Consider the following 17,401-nt stretch of genomic DNA (forward strand, 5'->3'; position numbering starts at 1 on the left):
CCCCATGGACACGCTTCTCTACCTCACCCGGCGGATCCTCCAGGCCCTGGCCGTCATCCTGATCGTCACGATCGTGGTCTTCTGCCTGCTGCACGCGCTGCCCGGGGGTCCCGCACGCGGGATCCTCGGCCCGCAGGCGACAGCCGAGCAGATCGCCGCGTTCAACCACGACCAGGGCCTGGACCGTCCACTGCCCGTCCAGTACGTCCACTACCTGAACACCCTCGTGCACGGCGACCTCGGCACGTCGTACACGCTCAACGAGGCGGTCCTGCGGCTCATAGAGCAACGCCTGCCGAAGACGCTGGTGCTGACCGTGCTGTCCGCGCTGACCGGCCTGCTGCTGGCGGTCCCGCTCGGCATGTGGCAGGCGGTGCGCCGCAACAAGCCGGCCGACTACGTCATCACCACGCTGAGCTTCGTGGCGTACTCGACGCCCGTGTACTTCCTGGGCCTGGTCCTGGTGCTGCTCTTCACCCAGACGCTGCGCTGGTTCCCCTCCCAGGCACCCCAAGGGGACACCCTGGCGCAGGTGTTCGCGGATCCGGCGGCGCTGGTGCTGCCGGTCGTCACGGGGGCCGCGTCCATGGTGGCCGTCTTCAGCCGGTACATGCGGGCCGCGACCCTGGAGAACCTCTCCGAGGACTACGTCCGCACCGCGCGGGCCGGCGGCTCGCGGCAGGGTGCGATCCTCTTCCGGCACGTCTTCCGCAACTCCCTGACCCCGGTCGTGGCGATGCTCGGCTACTACGTGCCCGTGCTCTTCGGCGGGGCTCTGGTCGTCGAGCAGCTCTTCAACTACCCGGGGATGGGGCTGCTGTTCTGGTCCGCCGCGCAGTCCTCCGACTATCCGGTGCTGCTCGGCTGTGTCCTCGTCATCTCCGTCGCGACGGTCGTGGGCACGTTGCTCGCGGATGTCGTGCAGCGGGTTGTCGATCCGCGTGTGAAGGAGGGCCGGGCGTGAGTGCCTTGCGAGAAGGCCGTGTTCGGAGTGCGGGCCGGTGGGGGCTGGGCGCGCCCCGCGGCGGAGCCGCAGATCGACACCGCCCCGCGCCCCTGGGTGGGCGCTTCGCGCGCAACAAACTGGCGGTGGCCGGACTCTTTGTCGTCGTCCTCTTCCTGCTGTTCTGCTTCCTGGGCCCGCTCCTGTACTCCACCGACCAGACCCACACCGACCTCACCCAGGTCAACCTTCCGCCCGGCATGGCGCACTGGCTCGGTACCGACGCCGTGGGGCACGACGAGCTCGGGCGGCTCATGTACGGCGGGAAGATCTCGCTCCTCGTCGGGCTGGCCGCCGGGCTGCTCGCGACCGTCATCGGCACCCTGTGGGGCGCGGTCGCGGGCTACGCGGGCGGCTGGGTGGACGCGGTGATGATGCGGGTGGTGGACGCCGGGATCGCGATCCCGGCGCTGTTCATCCTTCTGGTGGTCTCCGCGATCACCTCGCCCGGACCGCTCGGGCTGGTCGTCATCCTCGGCCTGGTGTCGTGGCTGGTGCCGTCCCGGCTGGTGCGGGCGGAGACGCTCACGCTCAAGAACCGGGACTACGTACTGACCCTGCGTGCCACCGGCGGCACCCACGGCCGGGCGATCGTCCGGCACATCCTGCCGAACTCGGTGTCGACGATCGTGGTCGCGGCCACCTTCCAGGTCGCCGACGCGATCCTGCTCGTCGCGTACGTGTCGTATCTCGGCCTGGGCGTACAGCCGCCGTCGACGGACTGGGGCGGCATGCTGTCGGCCGGTCTGACGGCCGCGTACTCCGGGCGCTGGTGGCTGATCGTGCCACCGGGCCTCGCGATCATCCTCGTCGTGTGCGCGTTCAACGCGATCGGCGACGGGCTGCGGGACGCCTTCGACGTGAGGGGACGCGGATGAACATCCTGGAGATGGAGAACCTCGGGGTCACGTTCTCGACGGACACGGGTGACGTGCCCGCCGTACGGGAGGTCTCCCTGCACGTCCGGCCCGGCGAGACGCTGGCCCTGGTCGGCGAGTCCGGGTCCGGCAAGTCCACCGTGGCCCTCGCCTCGATGGGGCTGCTGCCGGGCAACGCGCGGGCGTCGGGGCGGGTGACGGTCGACGGCACGGACGTGGTGGCGGCCGGCGAGGCGGAGCTGGCCCGGTTGCGCGGGCGGACCGCGTCGATGGTGTTCCAGGAACCGGCCACCGCACTGGATCCGCTGACCCGGATCGGCAGACAGATAGCGGAAGTCGTACGCAATCACCGTCCTGTCTCCCGCACACAAGCCGCCCGTGAGGCGGTCGAGCTGCTGCGCCGGGTCGGCATTCCCGAACCGGAGCGGCGGGCGTCCGCGTTCCCGTTCCAGCTGTCGGGCGGGCAGCGGCAGCGGGTGGTCATCGCCATGGCGATCGCGAACTCGCCGAGCCTGCTGATCGCGGACGAGCCGACGACCGCGCTCGACGTCACCGTGCAGGCGGACATCCTGGACCTGCTGCGGGAGCTGGCGGTCGGCTCGGGTACCGGCGTGCTGCTGGTCACGCACAACATGGGCGTGGTCGCCGACTTCGCCGACCGGGTGGCCGTGATGCTGCGGGGCGAGGTCGTGGAGACGGGGCCGGTGGAGGAGGTGCTGCTGCGGCCGACGCACGAGTACACGCGGCGGCTGTTGGCGGCCGTGCCGCGCCTGATGCTCAGCGGCGAGGGCCCTCCCCCGTCAGGGCCCCCCGAGGAACCCGCGGTGGTCCGACTCCGCGACGTCTCCGTGCGGTTCGGGCGGGGTCGCCGAGCCGTACGAGCCCTTGAGGGCGTGTCGCTCGACGTCCAACCCGGCGAGACGGTCGGGCTCGTGGGCGAGTCCGGGTCCGGCAAGTCGACGGCGGCCCGGGTCGCGCTGGGACTGGTTCCGCCGGACGACGGCTCGGTGTCCCTCTTCGGCACCGACCTGACCGGGGCCCGGGGCCGGGCGCGCCGGGCCCTGCTGGCCGGTGTCGGGGTGGTGCTCCAGGACCCGGTCGCGTCGCTGGACGCGCGGATGAGTGTGGCGGAGTGTGTCGCCGAGCCGTTGCGGATGCACCGGCGGGGCATGTCGGCGGCCGAACGGCGGGAGCGGACCGCGGAGGTGCTCGAACTCGTACGACTGCCAAGGGAGTTGGCGCGGCGGGGGCCCCGTGAGCTGTCCGGGGGTCAGCGGCAGCGGGTGAGTCTCGCGCGGGCGCTGGTGCTGCGGCCGCGGCTGCTGGTGGCGGACGAGCCGACGAGCGCGCTCGACGTGAGCGTGCAGCGGACGGTCCTGGAGGTGATCGCCGAACTGCAGCGGGAGCTGGGGTTCGCCTGCCTGTTCGTCTCGCACGACCTGGCGGTGGTGCAGGAGTTCGCGCAGCGGGTCGTCGTCATGCGGGCGGGGCGTATCGAGGAACAGGGGCCGACCATGTCCACGCTGCTGCGTCCGGAGACGGAGTACACGCGCCGGCTCATCGCCGCCGTGCCCGTGCCCGACCCGGTGGCGCAACGGCCTCGGCGCGCGGCGGGCCGGACGGAGGCCGGCGCGTGACATGCGTGTTCGCGGGCGTCGACATCGGCGGCACCACGACCCAGGTCGCCCTGTGCGGCGAGGACCTGAACGTCGTCGACCGCCTGGAGCTGCCCACCCCGGCGGCCGAGGGCGGGGCCGCGATGGTCGGCGCCGCGCTGGACGGCGTACGACTGCTGCTCGGCCGCACGCCCGGACGGCTGCTCGGTGCCGGGGTCGGCGCGGCGGGAGTGGTGGACGCGCGGGCCGGGCGGGTCCTCGTGGCGAGCGACTCCTTCCGGGGCTGGGCCGGGTTCGCGGTCACGGCGGCCGTCGAGGAGGCGCTGGGCGTGCCCGCGTTCCTGGACAACGACGTCAACGCGTTCCTGCGCGGCGAGGCGGCGGCCGGTGCGGTCGCCGGCGAACCGCACGTGCTCGGGATGACGCTGGGCACCGGGGTGGGCGGGGCGCTGTGGCTGGACGGGGCGCTGTACGACGGCCCGCACGGGGCGGCGGGCGAGATCGGGCACGTCCCGGGCTTCGGCGACCTGCCGTGCACGTGCGGCGGCCGGGGCCACCTGGAGACCCTGGCGTCCGGCCGCTCGATCGCCGCCCGGTACGGCGAGCGCACCGGGCGGACCGTCACCGCCCGCGCGGTCGCCGAGGCCGCGGTCGAGGGCGACCTGGACGCGCTCGCCGTCTACCAGGGCGCGGGGGCCGCGGTGGCCCGGGCGCTCCTGGTCACGGCGGGCCTCCTGGACGTCACGACCTTCGTGATCGGCGGGGGCGTCACCGGGGCGTGGCCGCTCGTCGAACCGGCCGTGGCGCGCAGGCTCGCCGCCGAACCCCCGGTCAGCGGGCGTCCGCTGCGGGTGCTGCCCGCACTGCTCGGCGGGGACGCCGTCGTGATCGGGGCGGCGGCACGGGCGCTGGCGGAAACCCGACAAACCGGGCTCGCCTAACGGCCGCCACGCGTAGCCGCGGACGGCCGACAGCAGGCGTGCGCACCACCGCCACACGTAGCCGCGAACGACCGACAGCAGGCGTGCGCACCACCGCCACACGTAGCCGCGAACGACCGACAGCAGGCGTGCGCACCACCGCCACACGTAGCTGCGGGCAGTCGTGCCGCTGGGGCGGCACGGGTGGGCGCAGCGGCACCCCGTCAGCGCCGGGCCGCGCGACCCACCCCCGCCGCCGGGCCACCGGTCTGACAGACCGGTGCGGGCGCCCTCCCCCACGGAGGGCACCGCGCCGTCCTCGACGGAACGTCCGGGCGAAGAGGGGTGGCGTCAGTTGAGGCCGACCGACTTCAGCCAGGCCTGGGCGACGTCGAGCGGGTCCTTGTTCTCCAGCTGCACCTGGGAGTCCATGTCGAGGAGCGCCTTGGTGTCCAGCTTGGCCGAGACCTCGTTGAGGGCGGCCACGCCCTCCTGGGAGAGCCCGGACTTGTAGACCAGCGGAGTCACGTTCGCGAAGCCGAAGAGGTTCTTCGGGTCCTGCAGGACGACGAACTTCTCCTTGGTGATGGTCGGGTCCGTGGTGAAGATGTCCGCGGCCTGCACGGTGTTCTTCGTCAGCGCCGCCTGGGTCAGCGGGCCGCCCGCGTCGAGCGCCTTGAACGACTTGAACTCCAGACCGTACGCGGACTTCAGGCCGAGCAGGCCCTGCTGCCGGGTCTGGAACTCGGGCGAGCCTCCGATGACCAGGTCCGGAGCGATGTCCTTGAGGTCCGCGAGGGTGGACTGGGCGGTCAGGCTGTACTTCTTCGCCGTCGCCGCGTTGATGCTGACGGAGTCCTTGTCCTCGGCGGGTGCCGAGTCCAGCAGGGTCAGCTTCGAGTCGAGCTTGGCCTTCGCGGCCGCGTTCACCGACTCCGCCGTCTTCTGCTCCGCCTTCGGGTCCAGGTAGGCAAGCAGCGAGCCGTTGTACTCCGGCAGGACCGTGATGGAGCCGTTCTTCAGCAGACCGTAGGTGGTCTCGCGGCTGCCTATGTTGGGCTTGTAGGTGACCTTGACGCCCTTGGCCTTCAGGGCCTCGCCGTAGATGTCGGCGAGCAGGATGCTCTCGGCGAAGTTGTTGGAGCCGACGACGACGGTGCCGCCGTCCGCCTTGTCCCCGGCGAGCGGGTCCGACGTGTCGTCGGAGGAGGAGCATCCCGCGAGCAGGGCCGTGGCGGCGGCGAGCGCGACGGCGGCCACGCCGGGATGTGTCCTGAAGGACCTGCTGTGTGCGGTGGTAGAAGTCACGATTCCCGTTCCGGACTCTGGATGGATGCTCGGAGATGGTTGCTCGCAAGCCCTTGCGCTGATCCAATCCAGCCGGTTCTTGGTCAGTCAAGTGCAGCATGGTCACCAATTGGCTTCGATGCGTTGCCCATTGTGAACACGGTATGAACAGGTCGGCACCGAAGCTACCGAAGCGGAGCGGGTCGTAATGGATTCTTGACTCAGGGTGGCACGAACCGGTGTCCGAAGAGGCTGTAGTCTCGCGGAAGTTGGCGCCGGTCACCATGGCGTGCGGGGGCCGCACAGGGGTTGTTCCGCACCTTGACCGGGGCGTTCACACCGACGTTGGCGCTTCTGGCGCACCGGTCCACAAGCGATCGCAATCGGTCACGAAGGAGGCCTGGTGTCCACGAACGAGCCCCGGGGTGGCGTTCGGGGATTCGCCGACCGCTGGCCGTTCCGCCGCAAGCTCAACCTTCTCGTCGGCGTGCCGCTGGCCGTGGTCGCCGCACTGCTCGCCTACCTCATCGTCGACCAGGTGGACCAGGCACGCGCGGCGAACTCCGCGGCCGAACTCGTCCGGGACAGCACGCAGGTCGCCGAGTTGGTGGACCGGGTGGAGACGGAGCACCAGCAGGCCATCCTGCTGTCCGTGCGGTACGAGGCCGCGCCCGCGGGGGCCCGCCCCTCCACCGCCGACTACCGCAAGGCGCAGGCCGCGGTCGACTCCCAGGTGGAGAAGGTGCGCGACACCTTCGGCGACCGGCTGCCGGACACCGAGGCCCAGGCGCTGCGGGAGATCAACGGCCTGACCAGCCTGCGCGACACCGTCGAGCAGGCCTATCTGCCCGCCGACAACATCGACCCGGCCTACACCAACGCCTCCACGGGCCTGATCGACGGCCTCGGCCTGGACCACGACACGGCCCTCGCCGGCACCTTCACCGGCAACCTGCTGGACTCCCTGCTGCGCGCCGACGCCGCCCACAGCGCCTTCGAGACGGCCGTCTTCTCCGCTCGCACCGGCGACAGCAACGCCCAGATCGAGTTCATCGGAGCGGTCGGCTTCGAGAACGAGTACAACCACCAGGCCGACCGCTTCGCCCGGTTCGCGACCGAGGCCCAGGCGAACGAGCTGGGCGGGATCGAGCACAACTCCTCGCAGGCGACGATCGGCCGGCACTACGCCGAGCTGCAGATCGACCCCGGCAACCTCCAGGCCGATACGCCCACGCAGATCCGCGAGGCCTTCACCGAGGCGCTCGGCTCCTACCGCGACTACCGGCTGCAGGCCGAGACCCGGCTGAAGATCACCGCGTCCCTGATCGACCAGATCGCCGACCGTGCCGACGCCGCCTCCAGCGAGGCCGCCTGGCGGGCGGTCCTCCTGCTGGGCCTCGCCCTGTTCCTGTTCGCCGTGTGGATCACCTTCGCGGTGCTGGTGCGCCGCTCGGTGGTACGGCCGGTGCAGGCACTCACCGGTGCGGCCCGCGAGGTCGCCGACGTCGCCGGCCGCGAACTCGCCCGCGTCGCCGACGAGGACACCGAGGACGACGGACCGATCCGGCTGCGTGAGATCCCGGTCACCGCGAAGGACGAGATCGGCGACCTCGCCGACGCCTTCAACCATGTACAGACCACCGCGGCCGCGCTGCTGGAACGCCAGGTGCTCAGCCGGCGCAACGTCGCCGAGATGTTCGGCAACGTCGGCCGCCGCGTCAGCAACCTGACCACCCGGCAGCTGGCGCTGATCGACGCCGTGGAGCGGGGCGAGACCGACCCCGCCCTCCTCGAGCGGCTCTACAGCATCGACCACATCGCGGTCCGCCTGCGCCGAAACGCCGACAGCCTGATGCTCCTCGCCGGTATCCGCGAGACCGTCCTCGACTCCGGACCGCTCGCGCTGACCAACGTCGTACGGGCCGCGCTCGGTCAGATCGAGGGCTTCCGGCGGGTGCACCTGCACGCCGCGACCGAGGCCATGGTGGAGCCCGACATCATCGGCGACCTCACCCTGATGGTGGCCGAACTCGTGGAGAACGCCGTGTCGTTCTCTCCCACCGGCAGTCCCGTCGAGGTGACCGTCCGCGACAGCGCCGAGGGCGCGCTGGTCGTCGTCTCCGACCACGGCCTCGGCATGAGCGCCGAGCGGCTCGACGAGGAGAACGCCCGCCTCATCCGCCGCGAACGCCTCGACCTCGTCCCGACGAAGGTGCTCGGCCTGTTCGTGGTGGGCACGCTGGCGCGCCGCTGGGAGGTGGGCGTGACCCTGTCCCGCACGCCGGGGGGTGGCGTGACCGCCGAGGTGGTCATTCCGTCGTCCCTGCTGCTGACGATGAGTCCGCCGGCGGTGACCACGGGGGCCTCCGCCGGTACGGGTGCCTCCGGCGGTGCGGCGGGGAGCGCGAGGCGGGCGTTGGCTTCGGGTACCGCTGTGGAGTTGGCTGCGGGTTCGGTTTCGACTTCAGGCGCGGCGGCGGGTGCGGGTACGGGCTGGGGTGCGGGTGCGGGTGTGGCCGCGGGCTCCGGTTCGGGTGCGGGCCCGGGTACGGGTCCGGCCGCGGGCTCAAGCTCGGGTACGAGTCGGCCCGCGGGCTCGGGTGCGGCCGCAAGCTCCGGCTCGAGGTCGGAGGCGGGGTCGGGTTCGGGCTCGGGTCCCGGTCGGATTTCGGCGGCAGGGGCGGCGTCGGTCGCCGCCGCCGGTCTTGCGGGCTCCGCCGAAACGGGGGTGGGCGCGGGCTCCGCGGCGGACCAGCCCGTACGCGCCGCCCGCAGCGCTTTCCCGGGCGGCACAAACCCGGTCGACGACGTGCCCGCCCCGCTCCCCCGCAGAGTGCCCCGGCGCGACCCCGCACCGGCGGACACCTCGGTGGCCACGGAGCCGAACGGTACGTCGGCCGCTTCCGGCCCCGACGGGACGTCGGCCATTCCCGCCCCGGACCACGCTTCGGGAGACACCTCCGTGGCCACCGAGCCGAACGGCAGGTCAACCGCCCCCGGCCCCGACGGCACGCCGACCCTCCCCGCCCCGGACCACGACTCGGCAGACACCTCCGTGGCCACCGAGCCGAACGGCAGGTCAACCGCCCCCGGCCCCGACGGCACGCCGACCCTCCCCGCCCCGGACCACGACTCGGCCGGCCTCGTCGGCGAGTCGTCCGTCCCCGACCCGAAGGGTGAGGCCCCCGACGACTCCCAGTCCGCGGATGCCCCCTTCATCCCGAGGGCCCGCACCGGCGAGGCGGTCGCCACGGCCGCGGCACCGACGCCCGCCGCCGGGCCCGCCTCCGACGACGGCCCCGGCGCCCGCCCCCTGCGACGCCGTGTCCGTGGCGCCACCCTCCGCACGACCTTCGGAGCCGACCCCGACCAGCAGACCGCCCGCCGGGCCGCGCCCCGGGCCGCCGACGCGGACGCCGTCCGTGACGCGCTCGAGGAGTTCGAGGCGGCCGTGGAACGCGCCCACCGCGACAGCGGAAACGACGCCGCCACCACCCCCTACCCAGCGACCCCACCCAACCCCCCACACCATCACCACCACTCCCCGGAAGGAGCGGAGCAGTGAGCACGTCGACAGGTGACACTCCGACGGGAGGCACCACGCCGGCCGAACTTCAGGCCGCCGCAGCCGACTTCACGTGGCTTTTGAATCGTTTCGCGACGGAGACGGCGGGCGTCGTGGACGCCATCGCCGTGTCCTCCGACGGCCTGCTCATCGCCGTGTCCGAGCTGCGTGAGCACGCCGACTCCGAGCGCCTCGCGGCGATCGTCTCCGGCATCACGAGCCTGGCCGCCGGTGCCTCCGGCAACTACGGCCTGGGCGGCCTCAACAAGGTCATCATCGACCTGGAGGGCGGCCACGTGCTGGTCTCCGCGGTCGGCAGCGGCGCCGTCCTCGGCGTCGTCACCGACAAGGAGGCCAAACTCGGCAACATCGCCTACGAGATGACACTGTTCGCCAACCGTGCGGGCAGCGCGCTCAGTCCCCAGCTGGTGCTCGAACTGAAGAACAGCGTCGGCGCCGCGTCGAAGCGCTGACCGGGCGCCGCCCGGCCGAGGAGGAAGAACGACGCATGGCGGACGGCCGCACTCCCAGCAGTGCCGGCGAGGACGGGAGCACGCCACCGGGCCCCGACCCGGTCGGCCCCGTCGCCGCCGTACGGCCGTTCCTGGTCACCGCCGGCCGGGTGGCACCCAGCGCCAACGGCAGGACGATGCCCGTCGAGACCCAGGTGGTGGCCACCGCCGAGGGCCTCGCCGAGCTCGACCGGCTCTCCTTCGAACAGCACGACATCGTCGCCGCCTGCCGCCGCCCGCAGTCCATCGCGGAGATCGCGGCCCGGCTGCGGCTGCACCTGAACGTGGTCCGGATCCTCTCCGAGGACCTGCGCTCGGCGGGGCAGCTGACCGTGCACGTGCCCGATTCCGGCGTCACCCACGACGCATCCGTCCTGCGCAGGGTTATCGATGGCCTCCGGGCCATCCCCGACTCCCGAGGGGTTCTCCGTGACACCGACTGAACCGGCGACCCTCCCCCAGCGGCTCGGCTCCGCTCGACCTGGGGAGACCCCCACCACGGCCGACCAGGCCGCGGCCGTCAGACCGCCGCTGCCGGTCAAGATGGTGATCGCGGGCGGCTTCGGGGTGGGCAAGACCACCGCCGTCGGCTCGATCTCCGAGATCGCGCCGCTGACCACCGAGGCCGCGATCACCGAGGTCGCGGCGGGCGTGGACGACCTCAGCCACACCCCGCGCAAGACCACCACCACGGTCGCGATGGACTTCGGCTGCATCACCATCGACCCGACCCTGAAGCTGTACCTGTTCGGTACGCCCGGCCAGGAGCGGTTCGGGTTCATGTGGGACGACCTCGTCGAGGGCGCGGTCGGCGGGCTCGTCATCGTGGACACCCGCCGCCTCGACGACTGCTACGCGGCCGTCGACTACTTCGAGCACAAGCAGATCCCGTTCGCGGTGGCCGTCAACGCCTTCGACGGCAAGGTCGAGCACACGCTGGACGAGGTCCGCTGGGCGCTCGACGTCAACGACCGCACCCCGGTCGTGGTGTTCGACGCCCGCGAGCGCGGCTCGGTGCGCGACGCCCTGCTCGTCGTACTGGAACAGGCCCTGGCGCGCTCCGAGGGCTGACACGTGACAGGGCCCGGGGCTGGTCTTCCCACCACCCCGGGCCCTCGGTCAGCCGCTTCTCCGTACCCCGCGTGACACGGCGGTGCGGTGCACCGCCCAGAACAGCGCGAGGGTCACCAGCGCCAGGCCGGCGACCAGTGTGGCGCCGCCCACGACCTTCTCGTAGTTGCGCTGGTAGAGCCCGTCGACGATGTAGCGGCCGAGGCCGCCGAGCGCGACGTACGCGGCGATGGTGGCCGTGGAGACGATCTGGATGGCCGCGGAGCGCAGGCCGCTGAGGATCAGCGGGAGCGCCGCCGGCAGTTCGACCTGGAACAGCACTTGGGCCTCGCTCATGCCCATGCCCCGCGCGGCGTCCACCGGCGAGGGGTCGACGGAGCGCATCGCCTCGTAGGTGGTGACCAGGATCGGCGGGACGGCGAGGACGACCAGCGGGATCATCACGTTCACCAGGCCGAACCCGAGCAGCAGGGTCATCAGCACCAGCAGGCCGAAGGTGGGCAGGGCACGCCCGGCGGTGGCGATCAGGGAGAGGGCGTTCCCGCCGCGCCCGAAGTGACCGGTGACCAGGCCGACCGGCAAGCCGATCGCGGCGGCGAACGCGAGCGCCTCCAGGGTGTACTGGACGTGTTCGCCCACGCGCGTGGGGATGCCGTCGTAGCCGGTCCAGTGGGCGCTGTCGCTGAAGAAGGCGTTGATGAAGTTGAGCAGGTTCACCGGGCTGCGTCCTCCAGGGCGAGGGCGGCCGGGTCGGGCCGGTCCACCTTCGGTTTCGTGTGCGCACGGCGCGGCATCCACGGCGTCAGCAGGAGGCGCAGGACCACCAGGAGGCCGTCGGCGAGGATCGCCAGGGCGGCCATGGTGAGCACGGCGTTGACCGCGAGTTCCGGCCGGTTGTAGATGTTGGCGTCGTTGAGCAGGTTGCCGAGCGCGCCCTGGTTCCCGATGAGGGTGCCGACGCTGACGAGGCTGATGCTCGACACGGTCGCCACCCGCAGCCCCGCGATGATGGCGGGCACCGCGATGGGCAACTGGACCTGGACGTAGCGGCGGACGGGCCCGAAGCCCATGGCGGTCGCGGCGGCGAGGGTCTCCTGCGGGACCGAGCGGACGCCCTCGACGATCGACGGGACCAGGACGACGAGGCTGTAGACGGTGAGCGGGATCATCACCGTGAGCTCGGTCTGGCCGGTGTAGTCGATGAGGAGCACGAAGAAGGCCAGCGACGGGATCGCGTACAGCACGGTCGTGATCCACAGCACCGGCGGGTACAGCCAGCGGAAGCGCACGCACAGCTGGGCGAGCGGCAGCGAGATCACCAGGCCGGCCAGCACCGGCAGCAGGGCCTCGCGCAGGTGCAGGCCGATGAGGCCGAGCCAGCTGTGCTGGAGGTCGCTGGGGATGTCGAAGAAGCCGCTCATTCGGCGACCCGCGCGACCGGAGCGGCCTTGGTGACCGTGGCGGTCCTGCCGTCCGTACGGCCTTCCGCGTGGGCGCCGCGGATCGCCTCGCCGATGGTCTGCTGGGAGACGACTCCGGCGGCACGGCCCTCGCCGTCCACCGCGACGGCCCAGCCGGTGGGCGAGAGCACCGCGCAGTCGAGGGCGGCCCGCAGCGAGTCCTTGCCGGCCGAGAACGGCCGTCCGTACGGCAGGAGTTCCCCCGCCTGGATGGCGCCGGCGGTCAGGTCCCGCGGCTCGCTCCAGCCGAGGGGCCTGCCGTCCAGGTCGGTGACGAGGAGGTAGGGGGTCTCGGCCGCGCTGCGGGCGGCGATCTGTTCGGCGGTGGCGTCGATCGCGACGATCGGCGTGGTGAGCAGGGGGAGTCCCGTGGAGGAGAAGAAGGACAGCCGGCGGATGCCGCGGTCGGCGCCGAGGAAGTCCTCGACGAAGGCGTCGGCGGGGCTGGACAGCAGCTCGGCGGGCGGCGCGAACTGGGCCAGCTTGCCGCCGGTGCGCATCACGGCGACCATCGTGCCGATCTTGACGGCCTCGTCGATGTCGTGGGTGACGAAGACGATGGTCTTGCCCAACTCATCCTGGATGCGCAGTAGTTCGTCCTGGAGCCCCTTGCGGACGACGGGGTCGACGGCGGAGAACGGCTCGTCCATGAGCAGGACCGGCGGGTCCGCGGCGAGCGCCCGGGCCACGCCGACGCGCTGCTGCTGTCCGCCGGACAGCTGGTAGGGGTACCGCTTGGCGAGGGCAGCGTCGAGACCGACCCGCTCCATCAGCTCACGTGCCCGGGCACGGGCCTTGTCCTTGCCCCAGCCGAGCATGCGGGGCACGGTGGCGATGTTGTCGACGATCGTGCGGTGCTGGAAGAGTCCGGCGTTCTGGATGACGTAACCCATGGACCGGCGCAGCGTGTTGACGGGCTGCTGGAGGATGTCCTTGCCGTCGAGGAGGATGGTGCCCTCGCTGGGCTCGACCATCCGGTTGATCATGCGCAGGGTCGTGGTCTTCCCGCAGCCCGAGGGTCCGACGAGGACGGTGATCGAGCGGTCGGGTATCTCCAACGAGAGCCGGTCGACCGCCACCGTGCCGTCCGGGTACCGCTTGGTGACTGAATCTATCCGTATCAAAGCGCCGAATACCCCTCGGGTTTGGCAGAAGCTGCCCGTTTTCGGTCACGGTCGTGCAGGCCGTTGCGGGGAGAGTCTAGACCTCGCGTGTTGCGCGCCTTCGTCGGGCGAGTGACCGTCCCTCTCAGGTGGCGGGCCGGGAGGGGATTCCGCGCTGTGCGCAAGCTGTGAGTCCGCTGATTCTCACCTCTTGCTCAGAGCGGCCTCAGGGATCACCCAGAAGCGGCCCCGATGGTCACTGACATGAACCAAACGAACGTGGGAGGCGTCCGGCAGCGGTCGGTCGAGATCGTGGTGCCGGTCCACAACGAGGCGCACGTCCTCGCCGACAGCATCGGCCGTCTCCACGCACACCTCGAAGCGTCCTTCCCGTTCCCGTTCCGGATCACGGTCGCGGACAACGCGAGCACGGACGCCACCTGGCCGGTGGCCACCGGCCTGACGCTGCGGCTCCCCCACGTGCACGCGATGCGCCTGGACGAGAAGGGCCGGGGCCGCGCGCTGAAGTACGTGTGGAGCCGGTCCGACGCGGACGTCGTCGCCTACATGGACGTCGACCTCTCCACCGGCCTGGATGGCTTCCTGCCGCTGGTGGCACCCCTGCTCTCCGGGCACAGCGACCTCGCGATCGGCAGCCGTCTGCACCGCCAGGCGGACGTCGTCCGCGGCCCGAAACGGGAGTTCCTCTCCCGCTCCTACAACCTGCTGCTCAGGCTGGGCCTCGCGGCCCGGTTCTCGGACGCGCAGTGCGGCTTCAAGGCCGTACGCACCGACGTCTTCCGGGCCCTCGCCCCGCACATCGAGAACACCGCCTGGTTCTTCGACACCGAACTGCTGGTCCTGGCGCAGCGCAACCGCCTGCGCATCCACGAGGTGCCGGTCGACTGGGTCGACGACCCCGACAGCCGGGTCGACATCGTGCGCACCGCCGTCGACGACCTCAGGGGCGTGGGCCGCATGCTGCGCGCCACCGTGACCGGCCGCACCCGCGTCACCGCCCTGCCGCGCCGGACCGGCGTCCCGCAGGTCCCCGCCGCCCGCACGGCTCCCGCCCACCCGTCCCACCAGGCGAACCTGGAGTACGCGTCATGACGACCCTCGCCCCTCCGCCCGCACCCGTCCAGCAGGACGGGCCCCGGCACCGGGTGGCACCGCCCGCCGGCGGCGGCCTCGCCGCCCGGACCCGCAGCCTCTTCACCGGCGCCCCCGAGGACCCCCGCTGGGCGCGCCCCGCCCTGTGGGCGGTCCTGGTGCTGGCCACGGCCCTGTACGCCTGGAACCTCTCCTCCGTCACCGGCAACACCTTCTACAACGCGGCCGTCTACAGCGGCACCAAGAGCTGGAAGGCGTTCTTCTTCGGGGCGCTCGACTCCGGCAGCTTCATCACCGTCGACAAACCGCCGTTCGCGCTGTGGGTGATGGGCCTCTCCGCCCGCGTCCTCGGCTACGGCACCTGGCAGTTGGCGCTGCCCATGGTCGCGGTCGGCGTCGGCTCGGTGGCCCTGCTGTACCGCATGGTCAAGCGGGACTTCGGCCCGGTCGCGGGCACGATCGCCGCCCTCGCGCTCGCCCTCACCCCGATCACGGTCGCCCTCACCCGCGACACCAACCCCGACCCGGTCCTGGTCTTCCTGATGCTGCTCGGCGCGGCCACGCTCATGAAGGCCGTGCGCACCGGGCGGCTGATGCCGCTGGTGTGGTCCGGCGTCGCGATCGGGTTCGCGTTCAACACGAAGATGATGCAGGCGTACGTCGTCCTGCCCGCGTTCTTCCTGGTCTATCTGTGGGCCGCCCGGGGCGGCCTGGGCCGCCGCATCCGCAACCTCGCCGTCGGCACGGTCGCGCTCGTCGTCTCCAGCGCCTGGTGGATGGTGGTCGTCGACCTGATCCCGGCCTCCTCCCGCCCGTACATCGGCGGCTCGACCGACAACACGGTCTGGGACCTGGTCATCGGCTACAACGGCTTCGGCCGGATCTTCGGGGCGAGCGCGTCGACGGGCTCGCAGGGCAACGGGGCGAGCTTCGGCGGCGACGCCGGCCTGTACCGCATGTTCAACGACATCATGGGCGGCCAGATCTCCTGGCTGATCCCCTTCGCGCTCGTCGCCCTGACCGGCGGCCTGGTCCTGCGCGGCCGGGCTCCCCGGACCGACGCCAAGCGGGCCGCGCTGATGCTCTGGGGCGGCTGGTTCGTCCTGCACTACCTGACCTTCGCCCTCGCCGAGGGCACCTTCCACCCCTACTACGTCACCGCCATGGCCCCGGGGATCGCGGCCCTGGCCGGGATCGGTGCCGTGATGCTGTACCGGGCGTTCGTCGAGGGCTCGGCGGCGAAGTGGAGCTGGGTGCTGCCGGTGGCGATCGCGGGCAGCACGGTCTGGGCCGTTGTCCTGCTCCAGCGGGTCTCCGGTTCCGGGACGCTGTACACGGTCGCGGAGGTCGTGGCCGGGGTCGCCGGTGTGGCCGCGGTGATCGGGCTGCTGGTCGGCCGGTTCACCAAGCGGCAGCGGCTGATGGGGGTCGCCGCACTGGCGGCGGTCGTGGCCCTGCTCGCCGGTCCCGCCGCGTACTCGGTGTCGGCGGCGACGGCCAGCACCAACGGTACCAACCCGACGGCCGGTCCGAGCACCGGTGGCGGCATGGGCGGGGGCGGCGGCGCAGGCGGCGGTCAGCGGCCGAGCGGCAGTGCGCCGAGCGGGACCGGGACGGGGACCGGGACCGGGCAGCCGGCGGGACAGCCGCCGTCCGGCAGCACCTCGTCCTCGGAGGCCGGCACCAGTCGGACCAGCGGCGGTGGCGACATGGGCGGTGACACCCAGGTCTCGTCCGAGATGATCACGTACCTGAAGAAGAACCAGGACGGGGCCACCTGGCTGGTGGCGGTGGCGACCGACCAGACCGCTTCCTCGGTCATCCTGGAGTCCGGTCAGCCGGTGATCTCCATGGGCGGCTGGTCCGGCAGCGACGACGCCATGACCCTCGCCAAGCTCAAGAGCCTGGTGAAGTCCGGCAAGCTGCACTACATCGTCGTCGCCGACAGTGGCCAAGGGAGCAGCACCGGCTCGGAGATCGCCACCTGGGTCAAGAAGAACGGCACGGCCGTGACCGACTACAGCGGCCTGTACCGCCTGGACGCCTCCGACGTCGGCTGACGCCGACTCCGCGACGCCCCCGCCTGCTCCGGCGGCGGGGCGTCGTGTCGTTCCGGCAGCCTGCCCGAAGTCCTACGCGGCCGCCGAGCCCTCCCCCGCGACGGGGAATCCCGCCGTCCGGAGAACCCGCCGCTCGGCGTCCACGGCGAACACCTCGCACCCCGGCTGGTCGGCGGCAAACTCGACGCCCTCGGCGCCCATCGCGAAGGCCGCCGTGGCGACCGAGTCCGCCTCGGTGAGGGTCGGCGCGACGACGGTCAGGCTGAGCAGACCGGTCGCCGGGCGGCCGGTGCGGCCGTCGATGATGTGGTCGCCGCGCTCGTAGCGGGCGGAGGTGGCGACCGCGCCGTCGGTGAGCTGCAGAACGGTGCACAGCTTGTCGGCGTGTTCGGGGTGCCGTACGCCCACTCGCCAGGGGCCGCCGGCGGCGACCACGTCACCGCCGGCGTTGAGGCAGAAGCGCGTCGCGCCGGCCGCCGTCAGCCGTTCCGCCGCCCGCTGCACCGACCAGCCCTTGACCACCGCGCAGGGATCGAGGCCGCGGCCGGGCAGCCGTACGTCGAAGGCGCCGCCGGTGGCGACCCGGTAGTGCTCGCACAGGTCGAGCACGGCGCGCAGGTCCACGCTGAGGTCACCGGGCGACAGCTCGCCGCGGTCGAGGCGCGACACCTCGCTGTCCGCCTTGAACGGGCTGAACCGGGCGTCGACCTCGTGCAGCCACGCGAAGAGCGCGTCCGCGGCCGATGCGGGGACGCCCTCGTCGTCGATCCGCAGCGAGACCGGGAAGCCCATGACGTGTTCGACGCGGTGCAT

At 72.1% G+C, this 17,401-nt stretch carries 14 protein-coding genes and 1 pseudogene; 10 read left to right on the top strand and 5 right to left on the bottom strand.

Annotated features, from left to right (window positions below):
* Positions 1–4 precede the first annotated feature (4 nt).
* The 4 genes and pseudogenes from ACFWWR_RS03495 (at position 5) to ACFWWR_RS03510 (ending at position 4,438) form a co-directional block, all read left to right on the top strand.
* Positions 5–964, top strand: coding sequence for an ABC transporter permease (locus ACFWWR_RS03495; RefSeq protein ID WP_383857303.1), 960 nt, complete (start codon positions 5–7; stop codon positions 962–964).
* 101 nt (positions 965–1,065) lie between these two features.
* Positions 1,066–1,881, top strand: a pseudogene (locus tag ACFWWR_RS03500) (ABC transporter permease); the annotation flags it as partial.
* Positions 1,878–3,518: a dipeptide ABC transporter ATP-binding protein gene (locus ACFWWR_RS03505; protein ID WP_384301724.1), complete on the top strand. Its 1,641-nt coding sequence runs from the start codon at positions 1,878–1,880 to the stop codon at positions 3,516–3,518. The pseudogene ACFWWR_RS03500 and the gene ACFWWR_RS03505, both read left to right, overlap by 4 nt.
* A 5-nt stretch (positions 3,519–3,523) precedes the next feature.
* Positions 3,524–4,438, top strand: coding sequence for an ROK family protein (locus ACFWWR_RS03510; RefSeq protein ID WP_383857775.1), 915 nt, complete (start codon positions 3,524–3,526; stop codon positions 4,436–4,438).
* Positions 4,439–4,768: 330 nt separating this feature from the next.
* Here the strand turns inward: ACFWWR_RS03510 and ACFWWR_RS03515 are convergent, their stop codons facing one another.
* On the bottom strand, positions 4,769–5,725 hold the full coding sequence (locus tag ACFWWR_RS03515; protein ID WP_383857308.1) for an ABC transporter substrate-binding protein: 957 nt from the start codon (positions 5,723–5,725) through the stop codon (positions 4,769–4,771).
* 382 nt (positions 5,726–6,107) lie between these two features.
* Between ACFWWR_RS03515 and ACFWWR_RS03520 the strand changes: the two genes are divergently transcribed.
* From ACFWWR_RS03520 to ACFWWR_RS03535, 4 genes are read left to right on the top strand one after another with little or no spacing between them, the layout of a single operon-like run.
* On the top strand, positions 6,108–9,269 hold the full coding sequence (locus ACFWWR_RS03520; RefSeq protein ID WP_384301728.1) for an ATP-binding protein: 3,162 nt from the start codon (positions 6,108–6,110) through the stop codon (positions 9,267–9,269).
* Entirely contained in the window at positions 9,266–9,742 is a 477-nt protein-coding gene (locus tag ACFWWR_RS03525; protein ID WP_053752455.1) for a roadblock/LC7 domain-containing protein, read from the top strand. The genes ACFWWR_RS03520 and ACFWWR_RS03525 overlap by 4 nt, the downstream gene beginning before the upstream one ends.
* Before the next feature lie 35 nt (positions 9,743–9,777).
* Positions 9,778–10,224 carry a DUF742 domain-containing protein gene (locus ACFWWR_RS03530; RefSeq protein WP_383857314.1) on the top strand — a complete coding sequence of 149 codons (447 nt, stop codon included), beginning with the start codon at positions 9,778–9,780 and terminating at the stop codon, positions 10,222–10,224.
* Positions 10,211–10,852 (top strand): ATP/GTP-binding protein, encoded by a 642-nt coding sequence (locus ACFWWR_RS03535; protein WP_383857317.1) that lies wholly within the window; start codon positions 10,211–10,213, stop codon positions 10,850–10,852. Before ACFWWR_RS03530 ends, ACFWWR_RS03535 begins: the two co-directional genes overlap by 14 nt.
* Before the next feature lie 48 nt (positions 10,853–10,900).
* Here ACFWWR_RS03535 and ACFWWR_RS03540 read toward each other — a convergent pair whose 3' ends face one another.
* From ACFWWR_RS03540 to ACFWWR_RS03550, 3 genes are read right to left on the bottom strand one after another with little or no spacing between them, the layout of a single operon-like run.
* A complete protein-coding gene (locus ACFWWR_RS03540; RefSeq protein ID WP_383857321.1) occupies positions 10,901–11,569 on the bottom strand; it encodes an ABC transporter permease in 669 nt (222 codons plus the stop codon).
* Positions 11,566–12,273, bottom strand: coding sequence for an ABC transporter permease (locus ACFWWR_RS03545; protein ID WP_383857324.1), 708 nt, complete (start codon positions 12,271–12,273; stop codon positions 11,566–11,568). The genes ACFWWR_RS03540 and ACFWWR_RS03545 overlap by 4 nt, the downstream gene beginning before the upstream one ends.
* Positions 12,270–13,436, bottom strand: a complete 1,167-nt coding sequence (locus ACFWWR_RS03550; RefSeq protein ID WP_383857327.1) for an ABC transporter ATP-binding protein — start codon at positions 13,434–13,436, stop codon at positions 12,270–12,272. The genes ACFWWR_RS03545 and ACFWWR_RS03550 overlap by 4 nt, the downstream gene beginning before the upstream one ends.
* 243 nt (positions 13,437–13,679) lie before the next feature.
* On the opposite strand from ACFWWR_RS03550, the gene ACFWWR_RS03555 reads away from it, so the two are divergent.
* Together ACFWWR_RS03555 and ACFWWR_RS03560 are read left to right on the top strand one after the other, a co-directional pair.
* Positions 13,680–14,528, top strand: a complete 849-nt coding sequence (locus ACFWWR_RS03555) for a glycosyltransferase (protein ID WP_384301730.1) — start codon at positions 13,680–13,682, stop codon at positions 14,526–14,528.
* Entirely contained in the window at positions 14,525–16,588 is a 2,064-nt protein-coding gene (locus tag ACFWWR_RS03560) for an ArnT family glycosyltransferase (RefSeq protein WP_384301733.1), read from the top strand. The genes ACFWWR_RS03555 and ACFWWR_RS03560 overlap by 4 nt, the downstream gene beginning before the upstream one ends.
* A gap of 72 nt (positions 16,589–16,660) precedes the next feature.
* Here the strand turns inward: ACFWWR_RS03560 and ACFWWR_RS03565 are convergent, their stop codons facing one another.
* Entirely contained in the window at positions 16,661–17,401 is a 741-nt protein-coding gene (locus ACFWWR_RS03565) for an FAD:protein FMN transferase (RefSeq protein WP_383857335.1), read from the bottom strand.

It is taken from the genome of Streptomyces sp. NPDC058678 (assembly GCF_042714835.1).
Taxonomy (GTDB): domain Bacteria; phylum Actinomycetota; class Actinomycetes; order Streptomycetales; family Streptomycetaceae; genus Streptomyces.